The sequence below is a fragment of the Massilia sp. IC2-477 genome, assembly GCF_020707265.1.
In the GTDB taxonomy this organism is placed as follows: domain Bacteria; phylum Pseudomonadota; class Gammaproteobacteria; order Burkholderiales; family Burkholderiaceae_D; genus Telluria.
In genome coordinates this window covers 329,564-352,764 of the sequence record NZ_JAJFEQ010000006.1, presented here as the reverse complement: position 1 = coordinate 352,764, position 23,201 = coordinate 329,564, and the positions used below count along the sequence as shown (strand labels likewise).

The following is a 23,201-nucleotide window of genomic DNA, read 5'->3' as shown; positions in this document are numbered from 1 at the left end:
AGATGCCGACGCCCGTGCTGGAACGGCTCCTGCTTCGCAACGACCGCCTGCTGGCGGAGATCGTTCCGCAGGTGGGAGGCGGCCTGGCGCGGCTCGACTGGCTGGGCAGCGACGGCGCGCAGCCGCAGGAACTGCTGCGTGGGCTGGCGCCGGACAGCGCCGGCACGCCGCTGCCGGGGCAGCTGGCCTGCTTCCCCCTGCTGCCATGGTCGAACCGCATGGCGCCCTCCGGCTTCGCCTTCGCGGGCACGCGCCACGTACCGAAACCGAACCGGGAAGGGGAGCCTTGCCCGATCCACGGCGACGCCTGGCAGCAGCCCTGGCGCGTCGCTTCGCACTACGACACCTCCCTGGTCCTGAGCCTGGACCGCTGGGACGCCGAACCCTTCGCCTACACGGCGGAACTACGCTACACCCTGGCCGACGATGCGCTGGTGCTGGAGGTCAGCGTGCGCAATGCCGGCCGCGCCGCGCTGCCCTTCGGGATCGGACTGCATCCCTGGATGCCGGATCCGGGAGGCGCCCTGCTGGAAGCAGGCGCCAACAGCGTCTGGATGTCCGGCCCGGACAAGCTGCCGCTGATGCGCCAGGACATTCCTCCCCAGTGGCGTTTCGACAATCCCGCATCGCTGCCGCAGGACGGCGTCGACAACGTATTCGAGGGCTGGCATGGGGCCGCCCGTATCGCCTGGCCGGCACGCGGCCTGGCCCTGGAAGTGCAGGCCGACATGGACTACTTCATTCTCTATGCCCCGCCCGGGCGCGACTTCTTCTGCTTCGAGCCGGTCGACCACCCGATCAATGCGCACAACCTGCCCGGCCATCCGGGCCTGACGGTGCTGGCCCCTGGCGCCACGCTGCGCCGCCGCTGCGTGTTCCGCGGAGCGGCGTTGTGATGCGGCGGGCGGCAGGCCTGCTGCTGGCGCTCGCCGCGACGGCGGCAAGCGCCCAGGCGCCCTACAACGCCGAGACCACCTACCGCAAGCTGGCACGCGACTACCCCTATATCCGCATCGCCAGCAGCGAAGCGCCGGCCCCCGTCCAGGTGCGCAAGAACCTGGTCTATGCACAGCGCGGAGAACTGGCGCTGGGGCTCGACCTCTATTCTCCGGGGCCGGGCGACAAGCCGGCGCCGCTGGTGGTGCTGGTGCACGGCGGCGGCTGGGGTACCGGCGAACGCGCCAACATGGCGCCGCTCGCGGCCCGGCTGGCGGCGCGCGGTTATGCAGCGGCCACCGTCAGCTACCGCCTGTCCGGCCAGGCCCGCTATCCGGCCGCGATCGAGGACGTGAAAGAGGCGGTGCACTGGCTGCGCAAGGGCGCGGCCGCCTACGGCATCGATCCGGCGCGGGTCGCCATCGCCGGCGGCTCGGCCGGCGGGCAGATCGCCTCGCTGGTCGGCATGCTCGAGCCGCGCGCGGTCCGCGCCGTGGTCAGCATCGACGGCCTGTCCGACTTCACCTCCGAGGAAGCGCGCAAGCACGAGGACGACCCGGCCAAGAACCCGTCCGCCGCGGGCGCCTGGTTCGGCGGCCGCTATGCCGAGAAAGAGGCGCTGTGGCGCGATGCTTCTCCGATCACCCATGCCGGCAAGGGCAGCCCGCCGGTGCTGTTCATCGTCAGCGGCGTGCCGCGCTTCTCGGTGGGACGCGAAGCGATGGCGTCCAAGCTCGCCTCGCACGGCATCCATAGCGACACCGTGGCGCTGCCGGGCACCCCGCATTCGTTCTGGCTGTTTGATCCCTGGGTAGCGCCGACCGTCGATGCGATGACGGCCTTCCTGGAACGCACGCTCGGGTCAGTGCCGGCGCGCGCACCCTGGTCGGCCGACCTCGGCGACGGCCGCTACCGCAACCCGATCCTGCATGCCGATTACTCCGACCCGGACGCGATCCGCGTCGGCGACACCTACTACATGGTGTCCTCGAGCTTCGCGAATGCGCCCGGCCTGCCGCTGCTCGTTTCAAAAGACATGGTCAACTGGGAGCTGAAGGGCCACGCGCTGCCCCAGCTGGTGCCGGGCGCGCAGTTCCAGGCGCCGCAGCACGGCAAGGGGGTGTGGGCGCCCTGCCTGCGCTACCACGCCGGCAAATTCTGGATCTTCTATCCGGACCCGGACCAGGGCGTGTACGTCACCACCGCCACCAGTTTCGCAGGACCGTGGAGCGCGCCGCACCTGCTGCTGGCGGGGAAGGGCATCATCGATCCGACGCCGCTGTGGGATGACGATGGCAAGGCGTACCTGATCCACGCCTGGGCCAAGAGCCGCGCCGGCTTCAACAACGTGCTCACGCTCCGCCGCATGGACCCAGGCGGCCGCAGCCTGCTCGACAGCGAAGGCAAGGTCGTCATCGACGGCAACGCGCTACCCGGCTACCGCACGCTGGAAGGACCGAAGCTGTACAAGGCGAACGGCTGGTACTACGTGTTCGCCCCTGCGGGCGGCGTCGAGCATGGCTGGCAATCGGTGTTCCGCTCGCGCAGCATCGACGGGCCTTATGAAGCGCGCGTCGTGATGGAGCAGGGCGCGACGCCGATCAATGGACCGCACCAGGGCGCCTGGGTCAGCACGCCGCAGGGCGCCGACTGGTTCTTCCACTTCCAGGACCGCCGCGCCTACGGCCGCGTGGTGCACCTGCAGCCGATGCGCTGGGAAGACGGCTGGCCCATCATTGGCGAGCCCTCCGGCAAACCGGGCGTCGGCCAGCCGGTGCTGGAATACGCCAAGCCGGTGGCGGGCAGCTTCCCGCAGCGTGTGCCGGCGGCGAGCGACGAATTCGACGGCAAGACCCTGGCGCCGCAATGGCAATGGGCGGCCAATCCGCAGCAGCGCTGGTACGCACTCGACGCGCGCCCCGGCCAGCTGCGCCTGTTCGCACAGCCGGACGGTTTGGTGCGCGACCTGCCATCGGTGCTGACCCAGAAATTCCCGGCGCCCGCCTTTGGCGTCACCGCCAGGGTGGAACTGCATGCGCAGCGCGACGGCGACCAGGTCGGACTCGGCGCGATGGGCCTGGCCAGCAGGTGGTTCGGCTTGCGCCGCATCGAGGGCAAGCCGCGCGTGGTGATGGTCAGCTGCGCACAGGACGGCAAGTGCGCGGAAGAGGTGGGCGCGGTGCTGCCGGGCTTCGCGGCGCACCTGCGCATGCATGTCACGGCCGGGGCCTATGTGTCGTTCTCGTACAGCGTTGACGGCGTGCGCTATACCCAGCTGGGGTTGCCGTTCGAGGCCGCCATGGGACGCTGGGTCGGGGGCCAGCTCGGCCTGTTCACCACCGGCGCCGCCGGCGCCTACGCCGATATCGACTACCTGCGCATCAGCCCCTGAGCTTCCTGCGGCAATCTCCATCACCGATGGTAGTATGGCCGCACCTTCGTTCCCGGCGACTGGAGCCACCATGGTCATCGATCCGCAGCACACCTATGTGCACCTTGCCGATGACGGCAAGGCACATCAAGTTTCAGGCGAGAGCTTCTGGCAATTGCCCCCTGAAGCGTTCGACAGTTTCGGCAAGGGCTGGCTGGTGTCGGAATTCCTGTTCACGGAAGACTGGCCGACCTGGGAAATGCATCCGCAAGGCGAAGAGTTCGTCTATCTGCTGTCGGGCGCGGTCGAGCTGCTGCTCGATCGCGGCAACGAGGTGGAAACGATCCTGCTGAACGGCAGCGGCGCCGTCGTGGTGCCGCGCGGGGTGTGGCATACCGCCAAGGTGCGGGTGCCGAGCCGCATGCGGCATGTGACGCGCGGCGAGGGGACCGGGAACCGGCCGGTCTAGCTCAAGCGGGACACGTTCGCTGGAAATAGCGTTGCACCTGTATCCAATGCCAGGGCGCGATGTTGCCATGCCGTTCGAAATACCAGGACGTTCCGCGCCGCACGAACACATACGAGTCGGTGTAGTGCGCCATCGTGACATCGGCCCACTCCACCAGGAAGCTCAACTGGTTCTCGCCCTCGCTCTGCCAGCAGTAGAGCAGCATGGCGATGTATCGCTCGCGCCTGCCTGAGGCATGCGGCGGCAGGCGCAGCAGTGGGCGTGATTCGTCCAGTACCTGACGAATGCTGCCGAGCGTTTTTTTGTCAGGGTGATGGAGGTCCAGCAGGAAGGTGGCGATGGAATCGCTGGCGCTGGCAATGCTTGGCAGCAGCGGACGCTCGTGCTCGCGCACATAGAACCCTTGCTTGAGACCGATCCAGGGTGGCGCCGGACGATAGATGCTCTGCTCGATCCTGGGCGTATTGGCCCCGATGCCGCATGCCTGCATCAAGACGCATGCCAGCGCCAGCAAGGCGATACGCATTTTCATGGCTATTCCCCAAAGAGTGATAGCGCATGATAGTGGCGCCGGTGCACCGCGTTGTGCGCAAACAGGAGGGCGCGTGCAACGCTACCTTCGGGCGCATCGGACGCTACCTCGAGGCTCCGGAGCTGCCGTGCGCGGCAATCAGCCTTGGGTCGCCTGCGCGCCACCCGAGCGCATCCGGTACCAAACCAGCCCCAGCAACTCATACGTGGCGTACCAGGAGCGCCGCAGTCCCTCGGCGCTCGGTATCCAGGCATAGATGCTGCGGGTCCATCCGCCGAAGAACATGGTCGGCGCCTCGACGACCTCGAGTCCCGCGCGCTGGAAGGCGCTGCGGGCGCGCGCCATGTGCATGGCGTCGGTGACCAGCAGCACGCGCTTGATCCCATCCCTGCGCAGCAGGGCCGCGCTGAAGGCCGCATTATCGGCGGTGTCGCGCGATTTGCCTTCGACCCAGCGGACCGGGACCCCGAAATCCTCGCGCAGCGCGGCCGCCATGCCGTCGGCCAGCGAGTAGCTGCGTTCGTGCGCGGTCGGCTTGCCGGCGCTGCCGCCGCTGACCAGCACCGGCAAGCCGGTGCGCCGCTGCAGATGGGCCGCATAGCGCAGGCGCGCCAGCGCCGTATAGTCCGGAATGTCGCGGTCGCCGTATTCCGGCGCCTTGCGCATCCGTCCGGCCGACAGCACCACGATGGCCTGCCCGCCGGCGCGTTCGGGCGACAGCAGCGGCGTGGTCAGCTCTTCCAGGGGGCGCACGAACAGGTCGGCCACCGCGGGCGTGGATAGCAGCGCAAGCAGGGCCAGCGAGCCTCCGGCCAGGATGCGTCCGGCGCGCGGCCAGCGGCGCCACAGGAGCAGGCCGAGCAGGATCAGCAGGAACAGATTGGCCGGCGGGAGAATCAGGTTGCGCGGTATGGCGTTGATGAGGTCGAGCACGGGGAGCAGGTCTTTCCTTAGTCGTGAATTGGCAACAGGCAGCCCTTAGTGATACCTCGCTTGGTTGACTTTCGTCAACTCCATTTAGAATACAAGTACGTTTTCGCCAACGACAAGACCGCCATGACCCAGATGCACATGATCCTGCTCGCAGCCTCGCCACTCATCATGTGGCGCGTGTACAAACGTGTCCAGCGCCTGACCGTGCGCCAGAAGTCGCGGCTGTGGCGCCACTGGTTCGGCGTGCTGTTCCTGCCCGTCGCCCTGCTGGCGATGGCGCTGGTGCTGTTGGCCAAACCGCTGGTGCTGGCCTGCCTGCTCGGCGGCGCCGCGGGCGGCGGCGCGCTCGGCCTCGCGGCCCTGCGCCGCACCCGCTTCGAACGGGTCGGCGACGAGTTTTTCTATACCCCGTTCGCGCCGATCGGCATGGTGGTGGCGACAATCTTCATCGCACGGGTGTTGTACCGCGTGTTCGAGATGGTCACGCTGGGTCCGCAGCAGACGCCGTCCTTCGGCAGCAGCCCGCTGACGATGGGGATCATGGGCGTGGTCGTCGGCTACTACCTGGTCGGCGCCTCCGGCCTGCTGCGCTGGCGCCGCGCGGAAGCACGCACCAGGGCCTAGGCACGGCTAGCTGGCCAGATAGGCCGCCAGCTCGTCGGGTGTCCCCTTCGGGAAGGCCGCCTTCAGGTAGTCGAGGAAGCTCGAGACGCGCGCGCTCAGGAGCCGCCGCGAAGGGTAGAGCGCCCACAGCGCGATCTCCGGCCCCGCCACATCGCCCCAGTGCACCAGCGTGCCTGCGGCCAGGTCGTGGCTGACCAGCGATACCGGCAGCCGCGCCGCCCCGACGCCGATGCGCACCGCGTCGCGCACCATCACCAGCGACGATAGCGACAGCACCGGATCGACTGCGATGCGCGTGCTGCCGGATGCTCCCTGCAGCTCCCACGCCGTCGCCCCGTCACGCGCATCGCGCACCACGACCGGGACGGCCTGGCCCTCCTGCGGCCGCGGCAGGTCGGGGCTCGCCACCACCACCAGCCGGTCGCGCAGGAAGATCCTTCCCACCAGGTTCTCGTCCGGCGCCGGATTGACCCGGATGACCAGGTCGTAGCCTTCCTCGACCATGTCCACGTTGCGGTCGTCGGTGGTGACTTCGAGCCGCACCTCCGGATAGGCCAGCGCGAAGCCGGCCGCCAGCCTGCCCATCGCGGTTTGCGAGAACAGCAGCGGCGCGCTGATGCGCAGCCTGCCGCGTGGCCGTTCGCCGCCCGAGGCGATGCTCGATGCGGTCTCGTCGATCTCGGTGAGCAGCACGGCGGTGCGCTCGTGCAGCATGCGCCCCTCCTGCGTGAGCTTGAGCGTGCGCGCGCCGCGCTCGAACAGGCGCAGGTCGAGGCTGCGTTCCAGTTCCGCGACCCGGCGCGACAGCGTCGCCTTTGGCCGTCCGCTCAGGCGCGCCGCGCGTCCGAAGCCGCCGTGGCGCGCGACAAGGTTGAAATCGACCAGTGCCAGCAAATCCATGTGTTCCACCCATAAGACGGTCCGTCCAAATTTGACGGCTATCGTACCACCTGTGGGATGGCTACCATGGATTCACTGTCAACCACACCTGAAGGAGAAACACCATGACTATCCTCGTTACCGGCGCTACCGGCCAGATCGGCCGCCAGGTCGTCCAGCATCTCGTGGAGCAGGGCGCCAGCGTGCGCGCCCTGGTGCGCAATCCCGCCAAGGCCGATTTTCCGGCCGGCGTCGACGTGGTGCAGGGCGACCTGCTCGACCCCGATGCGCTGCGCAGCGCCTATGCCGGCGTGTCCACGCTGTTCCTGCTGAACGCCGTCGTCCCCGACGAATTCACCCAGGCGCTGCTCGCCCTGAACCTGGCGAGGGAAGCCGGTGTCGAACGCCTGGTCTACCTGTCCGTCATCCACAGCGACCTGTACGTGAACGTGCCTCACTTCGCCGGCAAGTACGGCGTCGAGCGCGCGATCGAGGCCCTGGGCTTCGGCGCCACCATCCTGCGTCCCGCCTACTTCATGCAGAACGACCTGACCATCCGCGACGTGGTGCAGGGCTACGGCGTCTATCCGATGCCGCTGGGGAGCCGCGGCATCGCCATGATCGATACCCGCGACATCGCGGAAATCGCGGCCATCGAGCTGCTGCGCCGCGAGCGCGCGGCCGGCCCGCTGCCGTCCTCGCGCCTGAACCTGGTCGGTCCCGACACCCTGCGCGGCAGCGAGGTCGCCGCGATCTGGTCCGAGCTGCTGGGACGCCCGATCGGCTACGGCGGCGACGACACCCACGCCTTCGAGCAGAACCTGCGCCAGGCCATGCCGGCCTGGATGGCCTACGACATGCGCCTGATGAGCGAAGGCTTTCTCGCCAAGGGCATGGTGCCGGAAGCCGGCGACGTCGAACGCCTGGCCAGCCTGCTGGGACGTCCGCTGCGCAGCTACCGCGACTTCGCCGCTCAAGCCACCGCCTGATCGCCAATCACAAAGGAGAACATCATGATCTATTCGACCGCCACCGTTCCCGTGAACCCGGACGGCGACACCCCCTTGAGCCGCGAGCAGGCCTGGGCCGGCCTGGTCCTGAAGGCGCGCGACGCGCGCGAGTTCCTGCCGCCCGGCCTGTGCACCCGCTGCGAGGTTGTTGAAGAAAGTGCGGGTCACATCGTGCGCGACGCCACCATCGGCGGCGTCGACCTGCGCGAAATCATCAGCTTCGAACCGGGCCGCAAAGTGAGCTTCTTCCAGGCCTCGGGCCCCCGCGAAGGCGTGATCATCAACGAGCTGTTCGAGGACGGGAGTGGACAACTGCAGCTGCGCTTCTACTGCTACCTCGGCCTGCGCGACAAGGCGCCGGGCGGACCGGAGGAGCAGGCCGAGCAGGCCATGATGGACAGCGACAAGGGCTACCGCGCAGCCCTGCTGTCGACCTTGAAGCGGACCCGCGAACTGCTGGCCGCGGGCCGGCTGTGAAAGCTGTGGCGGCCGAGGGGCCGCCACAGCCCGGACCTTCACGCCGCCTGGCGGTGGCGCAGGTCGAAGCGGTCGAGCTCCATCACCTTGTTCCAGGCCTTGACGAAGTCCTGCACGAAGTGGGCTTCGCCGTCGCGGGCGGCATAGACTTCCGACAGCGCGCGCAGCTGGGCATTGCTGCCGAAGATCAGGTCGGCCAGGGTGGCGGTCCAGCGCCGCTCGCCGCTTGCACGGTCGGTTCCTTCGAACAGGTGCTGGCTGCCTTCGACACGCTTCCAGGCGGTGCGCATGTCCAGCAGATTGGTGAAGAAGTCGGGCGTGAGCGTGCCGGCCCTGTCAGTGAACACGCCGTGCTGCACACCGCCGCTGGTCGCGCCCAGGGCGCGCATGCCGCCCACCAGCGCCGTCATCTCGGGCGCGGTCAGCATCAGGAGATTGGCCTTGTCGAGCATGCCGTTGGCCACGTTGCTGACGGACCCCGAGTGGATATAGTTGCGGAAGCCATCCACCGCCGGTTCCAGCACCTCGAAGGAATTCACGTCGGTCTGCTCCAGGGTGGCGTCGACGCGCCCGGGGCGGAACGGTACCTTGACGTCGTGCCCGGCCCGTTTCGCTGCTTCTTCCACCGCGGCGCAGCCGCCCAGCACGATCAGGTCGGCCAGCGACACCCGCTTGCCGTTGGCGGTGCTGGCGCCGTTGAACTCCTGCTGGATCGCTTCCAGCTGCCGCAAGACCTCCGCCAGTTCGGCCGGGTCGTTCGCTTCCCAGTCCTTCTGGGGCGCCAGGCGGATGCGGGCGCCGTTGGCGCCGCCGCGCAGGTCGCTGCCGCGGAAGGTCGAGGCCGAGGCCCAGGCCGTCTTCACCAGCTGCGGGATCGACAAGCCGGACTGCAGGATGCGGCTCTTGAGCGCAGCGATGTCGGCGTCCTCGACCAGCGGGTGGTCCACCGCCGGGAGCGGATCCTGCCAGATCAGGTCTTCCTGCGGCACCAGCGGCCCCAGGTAGCGCACTTTCGGGCCCATGTCGCGGTGGGTCAGCTTGAACCAGGCGCGCGCGAAGGCGTCGGCGAACTCCTCCGGGTTGGCCAGGAAGTGGCGCGCGATCTTTTCATAGGCCGGATCGGCGCGCAGCGCCAGGTCGGCCGTGGTCATCATCGGCTGGTGCAGCTTGCCAGGGATGTGGGCATCGGGCACGTTGCGGCCCGCATCGCCTTTCGGCTTCCACTGGTGCGCGCCGGCCGGGCTCCTGGTCTGCTCCCACTCGAAGCCGAACAGGGTCTCGAGGTAGCTCATGTCCCATGTGGTGGGCGTCGGCGTCCACGCGCCTTCCAGGCCGCTGGTGATGGCGTGCGCGCCGATACCGCTTTCATAGCTGCTCTTCCAGCCCAGGCCCAGTTCCTCGATGTTGGCGCCTTCGGGATCGGCGCTCAGGTGGTTGGCCGGACCGGCGCCGTGGCACTTGCCGAAGGTGTGGCCGCCGGCCACCAGGGCCACGGTCTCGTAGTCGTCCATGGCCATGCGGCCGAAGGTGTCGCGGATATCGCGCGCCGAGCCCACCGGGTCGGGATTGCCGTTCGGGCCTTCCGGGTTCACGTAGATCAGGCCCATCTGCACTGCCGCGAGCGGCTTGGACAGCTCGCGTTCGCCGCTGTAGCGCTCATCGCCCAGCCAGGTCGATTCCGGGCCCCAGTCGATCGGCAGCGGTTCCCAGATGTCTTCGCGGCCGCCGCCGAAGCCGAAGGTCTTGAAGCCCATCGATTCGAGCGCCACGTTACCGGCCAGGATCATCAGGTCGGCCCAGGACAGGCTCTTCCCGTACTTCTGCTTGATGGGCCAGAGCAGCCTGCGCGCCTTGTCCAGGTTGCCGTTGTCGGGCCAGCTGTTGAGCGGCGCGAAGCGCTGCTCGCCCGAGCGCGCGCCGCCGCGGCCGTCGAAGATGCGGTAGGTGCCGGCGGAGTGCCAGGCCATGCGGATGAAGAAGGGGCCGTAGTGGCCGTAGTCGGCGGGCCACCACGCCTGCGAGTCGGTCATCAGCGCGTTCAGGTCGGCGATGACGGCGTCGAGGTCGAGCTTGCGGAACTCGCTCTTGTAGTCGTAGTCCTCGAGCATCGGGTCGCCTAGCCTGGAGTGCTGGTGCAGCACGCCCAGGTTCAGCTGGTCGGGCCACCAATGGGCATTGGTGCGCGTCTGCCTGGGCTTGGCGCCATGCGCAACAGGGCACTTCAATTCGGATTCGGCGTTCTTCAAATCCATATCACGGTCGTTCATGCTTTCGTCTCCTCGTTGTGGACTCATGAGCGCTAGCATACGGCCGCGATTATGGCACTGCCAATTGAGCTTTTATATAGACGCGATAGCAAGATTGCACACCGTCGCGCCCGGTGGCGGCCGGGCGGCCGCCACCGCGTGGATCACGCCTGCAGCGTGGTGTTGTACAGCTTGCCTCCGATTTTTACATTCGTCAGCTTGACGTTGCGGACGTTGTAGATGAACCAGGGCTGGGCCGCATTCACCGGGGTGCCGAAGTCGCAGTCGGTGAAGCTGACGTTTCGGATCGGCAGGATCTCGGCCGGCTTCTCGCCGTTGTAGTCGAAAGCGACTGGACCCAGCAGCAGGATGGCCTGGTAGCACGAGCGCGGGCCGTCCTTTGTCGCGACGTGACCGACTTTCACGCCCGAGATGTGGACGTCTTCCACGATCGGCGGACGGGTGCGCACGTTGTCGGCATTCGGCGCGTAGTCGCAATCGAAGGTCACCACCGCGCCGGCCGAGGAACCGACCGTCTTCGGCGGGATTGGCGAGCCGGGCAGCGGGTTGTAGACCTGCGGCTTCAGGTTCACGCCGTTCGGCATGGTCACGTTGCGCACATAGAAATGGCGCAGGAAGCCGCCGCGGTTCATGTTGGTCTTCAGGCGGATCGCGGTGTTCAGCGGGTCGGTGTCCCAGTGCTCGTTGCGGAACTCGATGTCCTGCGCGTACACGTGCTGGATCCCGCCCGACATCTCGCTGCCCAGGGTCACGCCACCGTGGCCGCTGTTCATGACGCACTTCTGGATCACCACGTTCTGGGTCGGGCCGAACTGGGTGTCCAGGTTCTTGCCGGCCTTGATCGCGATGCAGTCGTCGCCGCATTTGAAGGTGCAGTCCTGCACCAGCACGGTGTTGCAGGCTTCCGGGTCGAAGCCGTCGCTGTTCGGGCCCATGCTGTCCATGAGCACGCCGCGGATCTCCAGTTTGCTGCAGTTGACCGGGTGGTGCTGCCAGAACGGCGCCTGGTTCAGCTGGTAACCCTGCAGCAGCACGTTGGTGCAGCCGATGAATTCGACCATGCACGGGCGCAGATAGTGGCCGCGGCCGAAGATGCGCTTGGCCACCGGCACGCCCGCTTCCGACAGGGTCGGCAGGTAGGCTTCGTCGGTGCGCCACTTGTCGTCCTTGCCTTCCATGAGCGCGACCTGGGCGTCGCTCAGCGTCGGCGCGACTGCCCGGATCGAGCTTGGGTTGAGCGGGTTGACGGCGATTTGCGAACGCTTGGGGTCGCGTCCCTTGGCCTTGCCCTTCCAGTCCCACCAGGTCTCGCCGTCGGCACGCGGGACGCCGCCCTGGCCGTCAAGGATGCTGGTCCAGTCTTCGCCGGTCAGCGCGATGTTGGTCTGGCCGTAGGCATACACCAGCGGCGAGTAGTTCAGGCAGTCGTTGCTCTGCCAGCGCGAGAGCACCAGCTTGCCGTTCGCGCCGCAGTCGTAGTCGCCGTATTTCGCGAAGTCTTCGGGATCGTTGCTGAAGTAGACGTGGGCGCCCTTAGACAGGTGCACGTTGACGTTCGACTTGAGCACGATCGGGCCCTTCACCAGCCAGTTACCGGCCGGGATCACGACGCGCCCGCCGCCGGCGGCGCTGCAGGCGGCGATGGCCGCCGCGATCGCCGCGTAGCAGTCCTTCGCGCCCGGCGCCGGGGTGCTGACCTTGCCTTCCTGGTGGTGGCCGACGTAGCCGTTCACCTTGATGGCTTCGCAGGGCTCGGCGCCGTAGGCGGTGATGAGGAAGTCGCGCTTGGGGAAGCTGAGCGGCTTCTTGAACTGGTCGATGATGCCCTGGGCGCGCGCCCACGGGTCGTTCTTGCCAGGGGCCTTGGCGGCCAGCGCCGGGCCGCCCACGCCCAGGGCCGCCGCCGATACCGAGGCGGCGCGCAGCAGGGAACGGCGGTAAGGATTGATGTGTCTCGTTGTCATGTCGTTTTCCTTGTCGTGGGTCGGGCGGTGCTAAGCGTGTTGTTCTACATCTTGCCGGCGCCCGCATGCAGGCGGACGTGGGCGGGTACGGCGCTCGCCGGCAGCGGCGTGAACGGGTAGGGCACGGTCCAGGACGCGGCGTCGCTGCCGCAGGGCGCGAGCGGCGCACCGTTCAGCAGCGAACCCGTGTCGGCAAATGTACCAGCGTCTAGGCCGTTTGCGAACGGGCGGACCGCATCCAGGCAGCTGCGCGCGCCGGCGATGTCGTAGGCGTTGGCGTGCGAGACGATGCGCGCACCCCTGGCTACGCCGACGCTGTAGCCGTGGCGGTAGGCCGGATGGCGGCGGTCGCCCACGTGGTAATTGTTGAACAGGTGGACCTGGCCGAAGCGCACGCGCGGTGCGCGGCCGGCGATGTATTCGAACAGGTTGTTGCTGAGGGTGACGCGCAGGTGGCCGGCGTCAGTCACGGCCTTGTCGCTGGCGCCAATCAGGGTGTTCTTCGCGTGCAGCGCGAAGTGGTTATAGGAGACGGTCACGAAGTCGCTGGCGTCGCGGATGTCGAGCGCACCGTCGTGACACTGCTTGTGCTTGCCGTTTTCGACGGGGAGCAGGTCGTCGGTGACGGGAGCATCGGTAAAGCTGTTGTGGTCGACCCACACATGCTGCGAGCCGGCGATGGCGATGCTGTCGAACTCCGCGTTCCAGTTGCCGTCCTCGCCGTCCGCCGGATCCCAGCGCGGGGCGACGTCGCAAGGATTGCGCAGCCTGAGGTTGCGGATGATGACCTGGGAGACGTTTGCCACCACCAGGTGGGCGTTGACGAAGCCGGATTCATTGCCGGCGCCGATCAGGGTGGTATTGGCGGGGAGTAGCACCTTGCCGCGTCGGGCCTGGTCGGCGCTGCTGGTAAACGGATGTCCTTCGCTCATGTCGATGATGCCATCGACCATGACGATGCGGCTGCCCTGGACGGACTTGCCGAGGGCGCTGCGCAGTTGCGCGGCATCGGTGACGGTGAAGACATTGGCGGCTGGCGCATCGCTGCCGCCGCGGGTGCCGCCCTCGAGGGCGGCCCAGCCGTCAGGCGGCGCTTCCTGGCGCGCCGGGAGCTGGACCGGCTGGGTGGCTGCGGAAACGCAGCCACCCAGCGCGGCACACAGGACCAGGGCGGCAGGGAGCTTCAACGCCGCTTAGAACGTGTAGTCCGCACGCACCGTGAAGGTACGGCCGATCGGCTTGGCGACGTTACGTGCGAACACCACGCGCGAGCTCAGACGCTGGTTCGACAGCGGCGGATCTTCGTCGAACAGGTTGTTCACGCCGGCGCCGATCTTCAGCTGCGGGTTGACCTTCCAGCTGGTCGACAGGTTGTACACGCTGTACGGCGCGATGCGGTTGAAGAAGGGCTGGCCCGGTTTCTGGGTCGGCAGGGCGTTGGTGTCTTCGTAGCTCGACGCGTACTGCTGGGTGAGCTGGGCGAAGAACGGACCATACGACCAGTTCACGCGCGCCTGGTGCTTCCACTTGAACACGTAGGTGTTCGATGCGGTCGCGCCGGTGGACAGGGCGCCGTTCTTGCCGACGCTGTCGAACCATTCGCCGCCCGACTCGTTCTGGCCTTCGTACTTGTCGGTGTAGGTGCCGTCCAGCGAGACGCCGAAGCGGCCCCAGTTCGAGGTCGGATACACGTAGTTCAGGCCGATGTCGACGCCCTGGGTACGCAGGCCGCCCATGTTCAGGCGGGTCTTGGTGATGTACTGCAGGCTGCCGTCCGGATTACGCACGAACAGGTCGGCGTACTTCTGGATGTTGTTGAAGATCGTGTCTTCCGAGACCTGGGCAATGGTGCCGGTCATGTCGATCTTCCAGAAGTCGACGGTGGCCACCAGGTTCTTGACCGGCTCGACCACGATACCGACGGTGACGGTCTTCGACTTTTCCGGATCCAGGTCCGGGTTGGCGCCGGTCAGGGTGGTCAGGCGAGTGTTGCAGACACGGGTCGGATCGAGGTTCAGGCCGGCGTAGCGCGGGTCCGTCGTCAGGGTGCCGGTGCCGGTCACGCCAGGGGTGGCGCTCGGGCACAGCAGCGGGTCATCCCAGTTCGACGAGGACGGGGTCAGGGTGCGCTCGCTGCCGTACAGTTCCGGCAGGGTCGGGGCACGGAAGCCGCGGCTGACGGTACCGCGCAGCATCAGTTCCTTCATCGGCTGGTAGCGGAAGCTGGCCTTCGGATTGACGGTGTTGCCGAAGTCGCTGAAGTGGTCGGCGCGGACGGCGAAGTTCAGGTTCAGTTCCTTCGTCACCGGCGCATCCAGCTCGGCGTAGGCGCCCATCACGCGGCGCGAACCGCTCGGGTTGCGGCCCGGGGTGCCCGACACCTTGTAGACGACTTCGTCGCCCAGCATGTTCATGTTTTCTTCGAAGCTCTCGCGGTGCCAGTCGGCGCCGAGCGCCAGGCCCAGGGCGCCGCCCTTCAGGTCCATCAGGGTGCGCGACACGTTCACGTCGGCGCCGTAGTAGCGCACGTCCGCGGTGCGGTATTCCAGGCCGTCGGCCGAGATGCTCTCGAGGTATTCGCGGCCGGCCGCATCCTGCGGTCCGAACGGGTTCAGGATGCCCTTCTCGACGCCGGCGTACAGGCCCGGTGTGCGCACGAAGTTGTCGCGGAAGCCGATGTTGCGCTTGCTGTAGGCGTAGGAGACGCCGGCGCGGTAGTCCCAGCCCTTGAATTCGCCTTCGTCCTGCACCACCAGGCGGTGGTTGAGCTGCTCGTCGTGGCTGGTGACCGCGCCGAGTTCGTCCAGGCTCCAGGTCAGGGCCAGGTCTTCGCCGTTCAGGCCGGCCACGGCCGGCACGCCGCCGCTACCGCCCGGGTACCACTTGCTGGCCTTGGTGATCATCAAGGGACGACGCGACGCGGTGAGGCGGTCGTAGTCGGTGTTGGCGCCGAAAGGCTGCGGCGCGTCGGACGCGTCGATGTAGGACTTCGACAGGTTCAGTTCCACGGTCAGGAGGCCGCCGTCGCCGTGGGCCAGGCTGCCCTTGGTGAACAGGGTGGCCTGCTGGGCTTCCGGCAGCAGTTCCGGATAGTAGGTCGGATCGGTGATGCAGGTCTTGCCGCCGTTGGCGTTGGTGCGGGTCGAGGACACCGTGGTCTGGACCGCGTACGGGGTGACGCAGCCGGCCGCGAAATACGGATTGCCGGTGACGTTGGTGGTCCTGCCGTTGCGGTAGATGGTGAAGTTCGCCGGCGACGCCGAGCCGCCCGAGGTGTTCGGGGTGAACGGGGTGCCGCCGAGCTGGGCGATCTTGGCCGGGTCGGTGACGTTCGGACGGTCGCGCTGCAGCAGCGAGTCGCGGCGCTGGATGTCGAAGGCGGAGTAGATGTTCCAGCCATCCTGGGCCAGGTCGCCCTTGCCGACGACGATGCCGGCGCGGCGCTGGGCGCCGCCGCCGGAAGCTTCCGGCTGCACGGTGCTGGCGCTGGCGGTCACGCCGGTGATCTGGCGCTTGGTGATGAAGTTGACCACGCCGGCGATGGCGTCGGTGCCGTACAGGGCCGAGGCGCCGTCGCGCAGCACTTCGACGCGCTCGATGGCGGCCATCGGCATCACATCGACGTTGACCGAGCTGTCGCCCAGCGCTTCGTTGGCCAGGCGGCGGCCGTTCAGCAGCACCAGGGTGCGGTTGGTGTTCAGGGCGCGCATGTTGATCATGGTGCCGCTGCCACCGCCGCCGACCGGCTCGTTGGTCGAGGCCACGGTCAGGGCCACGGCGACTTCCGACATCGTGGTCAGGCCGCGGTTCTGCAGTTCTTCTGCCTTGATGGTCGTGAGGGGGAGGGCGTTCTCGGAAGCGAGGCGCTTGATCGAGGAACCGGTGACTTCGACGCGCTGCATCGGCGCTTCCTGCGCCGTCGCGGTGTTCATCAAGGCCAGCACTGCGACAGCGACTGCCGACATCATGAAGCGCGGTTGGGTGGTGCGTTGGTGTTTCACTGCATGTCTCCTGCTTTGAATCGTCGATTGCGTCCGGTGTGTTCCCTGGATCGCGCGAATGATGCCAATGCTCAGCGCTGTCGTTCGCGGGCGGCCGAGTCATGGCGCCCCTGAATGAAGGGTATTCAGCAAATGATTGGTACGTCGCCGATTCTACTTTGGTCTGACCGCTTTCGCAATCTGGACTTGCCACTTAATTTTTGGTACGTAAATACAAGGTAAATTGGCTGGGCCAATTATCGAAACACCAAGATTGTGTCGTGCCGGCTGCGAGGCGCGCCGGCGTGTTGACACTGGTGTGCAGGGGAGGGGGGGCGGCCGGGACGGAGCCCGGCCGGATGGCTGGCCTTAGCCGCGCGAGAAGGTGCGGGTGACGCGGTCCAGGTGGGCGCGCATGGCGGTGCGGGCGCCGGCCACGTCGTGCGAGGCGATGGCGGCGAAGATGTTGCGGTGGTCGAGCAGGGTCTGCTGGCGCAGTTCCTCGGTCTGGAAGTGTTCCTTCAGCTTGTGCCACAGTGAGCCGCGCTGGCTCCACAGGTATTCGATCACGCCAACCATCGCGCTGTTGCCGGTGGCGCGCGCGATCGCCAGGTGGAAGTTGCGGTCGGCCGACTCGTTGCCGCTGCGTTCCTCGTGGTGCTGTTCCATCTCTTCAACCGCGCGCAGGATGGCGTCGATCGCCGAATCGCTGGCGTGCTTGGCGGCCAGCGCCGCAACCTCGACCTCGATCAGGCGGCGCGCGGCCAGCACTTCGAAGGGGCCGGGACCGGCCGTCGGCACTTCGGCCTGCGGCGTCGCCTGCTCGCTGACATAGACGCCGGAGCCGCCGCGCACCTCGACCGTGCCGCCCAGTTCGAGGGCGATCAGGGCTTCACGCAGCGAGGTGCGGCTGACGCCGAGCTTGCTCGCCAGCTCGCGCTCGGCCGGCAGGCGCTCACCCGGCCGGATGTTCTCGGCGCGGATCAGTTCCTCGATCCTGGCCGAGACCACCCGGTACAGCCGTGGCTCGTTGGCGCCGTTGTCGTTCAGCGCAGCGGTTTTCTTCATCGATGGTCCGTCGTGGATAAATGGTGGCCAGTGCCAAAACTAGGGAATCTTAGTTTGGTACTGGTAATGTTGCAAGTGGACCAACCAATTATATGACAACGGACGTGTTCAGGGCTGTTGTGTAACGGTCATCGCAATGCTGAAGTCATTGCCGCTGCCGTCACCGACCTTGATGGTAGCCGTGTCGCCAAGACGCGTCAGCAGCCGGGGTTCGCTGACCAGGTTCGTGCCCTTGAGGAGCTTACCGGCCAGCCAGACCTGGTCCGGCGCATCGCCCGGCCGGGCGGTCATCTCGACGCGCCATTCGCCGGAGGCCACTGCGAACTGTTGTCCGGCCGCGGTCACGATGCGCGGGATGGTCCTCTTTTCCTCTTGTACGAAGGAATCCGCCTTGATGACGAAGGAATCCGCCTTGAGCGTGACAGCGGTGTCGGGCGCGCTCACCGTCTTCATGTCCAGGGCGATGGAATACCGGGACGCAGCCGTGGACGCGGCCTGTTCAGCGCGTGCGCCGAGGGTGGCGGTGAACGCCCCCATGGCCAGCAGCGCGAGGATGCAGCGGCCGGCGGCGCGGCGAAGGGTTCCGGGTGAGGTGTGCTGCAGACTCATGATGCGCTCCTTGGTGGGGTGGGGGGATTGCCAGTGGCAGTGCAGGCCGGCAGCCATACGGGCGCCGGTGTGGGACTTGAGCAGGGCTTCGGCATAGGTGCGCCGCTGCTGCGGGTGCTGCTGCATGACGACGGCGTCGCAGGCCAGTTCCTGGTCCTGGCGGAAGCGCCGCACAGCGAGGTGGACCAGCGGATTGAACCAGAACACGCACTGGAACAGGGTCGCCAGCAGGTTGGCGTAGAGATCGCCGCGCGCGATGTGGGCTCGTTCGTGCGCCAGCACCAGGGCCTGCTCGGGAGGCGAATAGCGTGTCGTGAAATCCTGGGGCACCACAATCCGCGGACGAAACAGGCCGATCGAGGCCGGTCCGGCAACGCCGGCATCGGCCTGGCGCAAAAAGGCGCGCTGTCCGAGGGCGAACCAGAGCGCGGTGAGGACCAGGCCGCCGGCCCAGACCAGCAGCAGCGTATCGGCCTGGCCGGCCGACGGAGGCGTGGTCGCCTGGGCGGTGAGCGCCTGCACCGGGCGCAGCACCTGCACCGATTGCAGTACCGCGGCGGGACGGGCCGGCAGCATGCTGGCCGCCACAACGAGCGGCACCAGCAGCCAGGCCTGGTAGGCGAGGGCGGCGCCCAGCCAGCGCCGCAGTGGCCGGCGCGCGACCAGGAGGACCAGGATCGCCAGGCTGGCGAACAGCGCAGCCCGTAGCACGAGCGGCATCAGTTCACTTGCCATCATCGAGCTCGTCGATCAGCTTGCGCAGTTCCTTCAGATCCGCCTGCGACAGCTTCTTCTGGCTGCCGAAGTGGGCGACCAGCGGCGCGATGCGTCCGCCGAACAGGCGCTGCACCAGGCTTTCGCTTTCACGCGCCAGCCAGGCTTCGCGCGGCAGAATGGCGGAGTAGAGGAAGCGCCGCCCATCCTTCTCGGCGGCGATGGCGCCCTTCTTGAGCAGGCGGTTGAGCAGCGTTTTGACGGTGGCGGTCTGCCAGTGCTGGCTTTCGGATAAAGCGACGACGACCTGCTCGGCCACCACCGGGCCGGGCGCGCGCCACAGCACTTCCATGACGTGCGACTCGGCGTCGCTGATGTTGATCGCGGGAGTATTCGACATGACAGTATTATTTACAGTTGTAATCAACGTTCATGATTACACCTGTAAACGGTACTGTCAAGCGTTCAGGGTTGCGGGTTCCAGCCGCGCCCCGCGAACACGGCCGCGCGGTTCGACAGGCGCGCAGCCGCCTCGCGCTCCAGCTGGAAGCCGCCGTAGCTGCGCGGCTGCCCGTCTTCGCTCCGGTTGCCGTACTCGCTCCATCCACCCTGGACCGGATTCGGAACCGGCTTGCGATACCAGGCGTTGGCCGCGATGTGCGGGCCGACCGTGCATTCGATGAAGGCGACGTTATCCCAGGTGTTGGCGGTGCCGGGCGAGCGCGCGAAATAGGTGGCGCCGTTCGGCGGCAGGTTTCCCAGCGGGCCCGGACCGCGCGTGATGCGCGAACGCAGGAAGACGAAGCCGGGGTCGCCCCTGGCAAGGGTGCGCGCCTGCACGATGTAGCCGCCGCTGTCAGGATTGGCGCTGTCGCCGACGGTGCGCAGTTCGCTCTCTTCGAACAGGGCCGCATGGTTGTTCCCCCAGACGAAATCGACGTTGCCTTCGATGAGCGAACGGTAGAACCAGGCGTAGCCCCACAGCTGCAGCGTGTCCTGCTCGCTGATGAAATGGGCGTTACGCACCTGCAGGCGTCCCTGGTCGCTGGCGAAGAAGAGCGTCTCCGCCTGGGCCGAATGGTCGTCGCTGCGGCGGGTGCTGTTGTGCAGGGCGATGTCGCGGATCTCCAGCAGGTCGCTGTCCTGGGCCAGGAACAGCGCGCGGCCGCCGCCCAGTCCCGGGCTGCCTTTCGGCTGCGCGCTGCCCGAACCCGGATTGCGGGTCTCGCTGTTGGCGGCGCGGATGATGGTCGCGTCGCGGCTCTGGCCGCGCAGGGTGATGTTGTCCTTGTCGCCCAGGTAGAGCAGTTCCGGGTACACGCCGTCGCGCACGTTGACCGTCAGCGCCTTGTCGCGCGGCAGCGAAATGGCGTAATCGAGGGCGCCCTGCACGGTGCGGAAGTCGGCGCGCCCGTCGTCGTCCACGGTCACGCTGTCGCCCACCGGTTTATACGGCGTGGTGCGGAAGGACCAGCGTGCGCCCTTGAAACCGCTCGCGCGTACCAGGCCCGCATCGACCACGGCCTCGTAGTCGGCGCCGTATTCCAGCAGCACGGGCAGGCGCATGCGCAGCTCCTTGCCGCTGACCGTGATCGCGCGCTGGCGCACCAGGCGCTGGCGCTCGCCGCTGCCGAGCGCAGTGACGGTTTCGCCGGGACGGATGACCGCAACCAGGGCCCCGTCGCGCTTGCGGTAGACGCGCACGCTGCCCTGGCCGCTCAACACCGGTTCCTCGGCGAAGACGAGCCGCAGCGGCGTGTCGGGCGGCACGCCGCGCTCGCCCTTGGCCGGGTGGGCGGCAGCGGGAAGGGTCGTGACGGCCGGCGCCGCGAACGGTGCGCCGACATCGACCGTGAAGATCGCTTGCGCCCATGCGTCGTCCAGGCTGCGTACGGTCACGGTGGTGCTGCCGGCGGCCAGCGGTTTCACGCGCAGCACGCCATCGATCGTCTCGGCCACGGCAATGCGAGGGTCGGCGCTCTCGGCGGCGATGCGGGTGGCGCCGCCGATGCGCACGGTTTCCGGCGCGTCGCCGGCCTGCAGCACGATGCGGTCGACCAGGTGCGGCGTCACGCGCTCGGGCGCCCCGGCAGGGCCGCCGCGCAGGTCGAGCAGCTGGCTGGCGCCGGCATCCCAGGACACCGGCTGCACGGCCGGCATGGCCGGCGCCACCAGCCAGGTCGCACGTTCGCCGTCGACCAGCACGTTGAGCATGCTGCCTTGCGGTCCCGGCTCGGCCGTGTAGCGCAGCACGATCGGGCCCGGCGGCGGCGCATTGCGGCGCACTTGCTTGATGCGCTTGACTTCACCGCCGCGCGACTCCAGCAGCTCCACCACGACCATCTTGCCGTCGCTGGAGAGCTGCAGGCTCGCACCCTGCCAGTCGCCATTGGTGTCCTGGCGTGCGCGCAGCACGAAAGGCGCGCCGGGGCGCGGCACGAAGCGTGCCTCGGCATAGCCGTCCGCCGCAGCCGCGGGCAGGGGACGCGGGCCGGCATGCTCGAGCACGTGGCGCGCCACCTCGTCCGCCGGCAGCGGCGTGTAGCCGTAGGGCGCGCGCCAGCCGGCATTTCCACCGTAGGGGCAGTCCTTCAGCGCGGCGCCGTTCAGCAGCGAAGCGTTGTCGACGAAGACGCCGGGGCTGTTGCCCGGATCGCGCACCACGTCGCGGCAAGCGGTGGCGCCCGCGATGTCGAAGGCGTTCGCATCCGAGACGATGTGCGAGGCATGGGCCACGCCGATGCTGTAGTGGTGGCCGTAGACCGGGCGCTTGCGGTCGCCCACGTAGTAGTTGTTCAGCACGTGCACCTGGCCGTAGCGCACCCGCGGTGCGCGTTCGGCCACGTGCTCGAACAGGTTGCCCTTGAGCGTCACGCGCAGGTGCGAGGCGTCGCCGGTGGCGCGGTCGCTCGAGCCGATCAGCATGTTCTTTTCGTGCTGGGCGAAGCGGTTGTAGGTGACGCTGACGAAGTCGGCGGCCTGGTTGATGTCGAGAGCACCGTCGTGGCATTGCTTCAGCATGCTGTTTTCGACCGGGGATTTGTCGTCGCTGTCCGGGGCGTCGGTGAAGCTGTTGTGGTCGATCCAGACGTGGTGCGAATTCGATACCAGGATGCCGTCGAAGGAGGAGTTCCAGTTGCCCTTCGATCCATCCTTCGGATCCCAACGCGGGCCGACGTCGCAGGGATTGCGGATCGCGAGGTTGCGGATCACGACCTGCGACACGCCCACCACCGCCAGCGAACCATTGATGAAGCCCGCACCGGGCGTCACGCCGATCAGCGTGGTGTTCGAGGGAAGGCGCACGGCGCCGCGCTGGGCCTGGTCCTCGGTGCTGCTGTAGCTGCGTCCTTCGCTCATGTCGATGGTGGCTGCTACCCGCACGATGCGCGCCGGCGCGGGAGTGCTTAGCGCGGCCAGCAGCTGTGCGCGATCACGCACGGTGTAGACGTGCTCAGGGCTGGCCAGGGCGCCGCCGCGGGTGCCGCCCTCTTGCGCGGCCCAGCCGTCGGAGGGCGCATGCTGGCGCTCGGCGAGGGGAGCGGTGGTGATGGTCGGTGCCGGCGTGATCGCAGCACCGGCAAGCGCCAGCGCGATCGCTGCGCTGGAGGCGCTCATCGTGCGCCCCGCAGGTCCGCTGCCAGCGCCGGCACCCTGCGCGCCAGTTCCTTCGCCATGATGCCTGAAAAGCGTTCGGCGCCTTCCGGGCCGAGGTGGGTGTAGTCGAAGTTGGACCCGGTACGCGCCATCTTGTCCGCTTCCTTCGGTCCCATCTCTTGCACCGCCGCCAGCGACAGCGCATTCAGGTCGACCAGCGGCGTCTTGGTGTTGCGCGCGATCTCGCGCACGGTGCCGGCCCAGGGCGCGAGATCGTTATGCACGTAGCCGTTCTTGAAGCTGCGGCGGGTGAGGGGCGTCACCAGCACCGGCACGCCGCCCGCCTCACGTGCTTCTTGCACGTAGCGCTGCATGTTGACCGGGAATTCGGTGGCGTAATCGCTCGAGCGTCCCGGCTTGCCCGGCTGGTCGTTATGGCCGAACTGGATCAGTACATAGGTCTTGCGAAAGCCCGCGCCGTCGCGCAGCAGTCCCATGACCTCATCCCAGCGCCCTTCGGCGCGGAAGCTCTTCGAGCTGCGGCCGCCGCGCGCCAGGTTGACGCAGCTGGTCTCGGGCGTAAAGCGCGCGCACAGGGCGTCGCCATAGCCGGTGGTGCTGGCCATGGTCGAATCGCCAACCAGGATCACGCGGTCGGGGAGGCTGGGCGCGGCGCCCGCATGGGCGGCAAGGAGCAGGGGGAGGAGGGATAGCAGGGAACGGACAGGACGTGGCATGGACGGGCTCCTAAAGGTTCGCCCGATTCTATTT

At 67.7% G+C, this 23,201-nt stretch carries 18 protein-coding genes; 6 read left to right on the top strand and 12 right to left on the bottom strand.

All coding sequences use genetic code 11. From position 1 onward, the window contains the following. Positions 1–2: 2 nt before the first annotated feature. From LK542_RS14875 to LK542_RS14865, 3 genes are all read left to right on the top strand, one after another. On the top strand, positions 3–896 hold the full coding sequence (locus LK542_RS14875; RefSeq protein WP_227812491.1) for an aldose 1-epimerase: 894 nt from the start codon (positions 3–5) through the stop codon (positions 894–896). Further along, positions 896–3,328: a family 43 glycosylhydrolase gene (locus LK542_RS14870; protein WP_227812490.1), complete on the top strand. Its 2,433-nt coding sequence runs from the start codon at positions 896–898 to the stop codon at positions 3,326–3,328. Before LK542_RS14875 ends, LK542_RS14870 begins: the two co-directional genes overlap by 1 nt. Positions 3,329–3,398: 70 nt before the next feature. Further along, complete coding sequence (locus LK542_RS14865; protein WP_227812489.1) at positions 3,399–3,776, top strand: cupin domain-containing protein; 378 nt, start codon at positions 3,399–3,401, stop codon at positions 3,774–3,776. A gap of 1 nt (position 3,777) precedes the next feature. Here the strand turns inward: LK542_RS14865 and LK542_RS14860 are convergent, their stop codons facing one another. Both LK542_RS14860 and LK542_RS14855 read right to left on the bottom strand, forming a co-directional pair. Continuing rightward, entirely contained in the window at positions 3,778–4,308 is a 531-nt protein-coding gene (locus LK542_RS14860) for a hypothetical protein (protein ID WP_227812488.1), read from the bottom strand. 138 nt (positions 4,309–4,446) lie between these two features. Next, positions 4,447–5,241 carry an ElyC/SanA/YdcF family protein gene (locus LK542_RS14855; RefSeq protein ID WP_227812487.1) on the bottom strand — a complete coding sequence of 265 codons (795 nt, stop codon included), beginning with the start codon at positions 5,239–5,241 and terminating at the stop codon, positions 4,447–4,449. A gap of 123 nt (positions 5,242–5,364) precedes the next feature. Here LK542_RS14855 and LK542_RS14850 point away from each other — a divergent pair, with 123 nt between their 5' ends. Beyond that, positions 5,365–5,865 carry a hypothetical protein gene (locus tag LK542_RS14850; protein ID WP_227812486.1) on the top strand — a complete coding sequence of 167 codons (501 nt, stop codon included), beginning with the start codon at positions 5,365–5,367 and terminating at the stop codon, positions 5,863–5,865. 6 nt (positions 5,866–5,871) lie between these two features. Here LK542_RS14850 and LK542_RS14845 read toward each other — a convergent pair whose 3' ends face one another. Continuing rightward, on the bottom strand, positions 5,872–6,765 hold the full coding sequence (locus LK542_RS14845; RefSeq protein ID WP_227812485.1) for a LysR family transcriptional regulator: 894 nt from the start codon (positions 6,763–6,765) through the stop codon (positions 5,872–5,874). A 104-nt stretch (positions 6,766–6,869) separates the two neighbouring features. Between LK542_RS14845 and LK542_RS14840 the strand changes: the two genes are divergently transcribed. Beyond that, positions 6,870–7,733, top strand: coding sequence for an NmrA/HSCARG family protein (locus LK542_RS14840; RefSeq protein WP_227812484.1), 864 nt, complete (start codon positions 6,870–6,872; stop codon positions 7,731–7,733). Between the two features lie 24 nt (positions 7,734–7,757). Next, the gene (locus LK542_RS14835) at positions 7,758–8,231 is read left to right on the top strand and encodes an AtaL-like protein (protein WP_227812483.1); all 474 of its coding nucleotides are present in this window, start codon (positions 7,758–7,760) and stop codon (positions 8,229–8,231) included. 38 nt (positions 8,232–8,269) lie between these two features. Here the strand turns inward: LK542_RS14835 and katG are convergent, their stop codons facing one another. From katG to LK542_RS14790, 9 genes are all read right to left on the bottom strand, one after another. Continuing rightward, positions 8,270–10,498, bottom strand: coding sequence for a catalase/peroxidase HPI (gene katG, locus LK542_RS14830; protein WP_227812482.1), 2,229 nt, complete (start codon positions 10,496–10,498; stop codon positions 8,270–8,272). A 143-nt stretch (positions 10,499–10,641) separates the two neighbouring features. After that, the gene (locus LK542_RS14825) at positions 10,642–12,462 is read right to left on the bottom strand and encodes a glycoside hydrolase family 28 protein (protein WP_227812481.1); all 1,821 of its coding nucleotides are present in this window, start codon (positions 12,460–12,462) and stop codon (positions 10,642–10,644) included. Positions 12,463–12,506: 44 nt separating this feature from the next. Further along, on the bottom strand, positions 12,507–13,649 hold the full coding sequence (locus tag LK542_RS14820; protein WP_227812480.1) for a polysaccharide lyase family 1 protein: 1,143 nt from the start codon (positions 13,647–13,649) through the stop codon (positions 12,507–12,509). Positions 13,650–13,655: 6 nt separating this feature from the next. Next, positions 13,656–16,463 (bottom strand): TonB-dependent receptor domain-containing protein, encoded by a 2,808-nt coding sequence (locus LK542_RS14815; RefSeq protein WP_227812479.1) that lies wholly within the window; start codon positions 16,461–16,463, stop codon positions 13,656–13,658. A 348-nt stretch (positions 16,464–16,811) separates the two neighbouring features. Beyond that, positions 16,812–17,510, bottom strand: coding sequence for a FadR/GntR family transcriptional regulator (locus LK542_RS14810; protein WP_227801901.1), 699 nt, complete (start codon positions 17,508–17,510; stop codon positions 16,812–16,814). Positions 17,511–17,618: 108 nt separating this feature from the next. After that, on the bottom strand, positions 17,619–18,857 hold the full coding sequence (locus LK542_RS14805) for a M56 family metallopeptidase (RefSeq protein ID WP_227812478.1): 1,239 nt from the start codon (positions 18,855–18,857) through the stop codon (positions 17,619–17,621). After that, complete coding sequence (locus LK542_RS14800) at positions 18,844–19,233, bottom strand: BlaI/MecI/CopY family transcriptional regulator (RefSeq protein WP_227801898.1); 390 nt, start codon at positions 19,231–19,233, stop codon at positions 18,844–18,846. Before LK542_RS14800 ends, LK542_RS14805 begins: the two co-directional genes overlap by 14 nt. Before the next feature lie 65 nt (positions 19,234–19,298). Beyond that, complete coding sequence (locus LK542_RS14795) at positions 19,299–22,451, bottom strand: pectinesterase family protein (protein WP_227812477.1); 3,153 nt, start codon at positions 22,449–22,451, stop codon at positions 19,299–19,301. Continuing rightward, positions 22,448–23,167, bottom strand: coding sequence for a rhamnogalacturonan acetylesterase (locus tag LK542_RS14790; RefSeq protein WP_227812476.1), 720 nt, complete (start codon positions 23,165–23,167; stop codon positions 22,448–22,450). The genes LK542_RS14795 and LK542_RS14790 overlap by 4 nt, the downstream gene beginning before the upstream one ends. Positions 23,168–23,201: the final 34 nt, after the last annotated feature.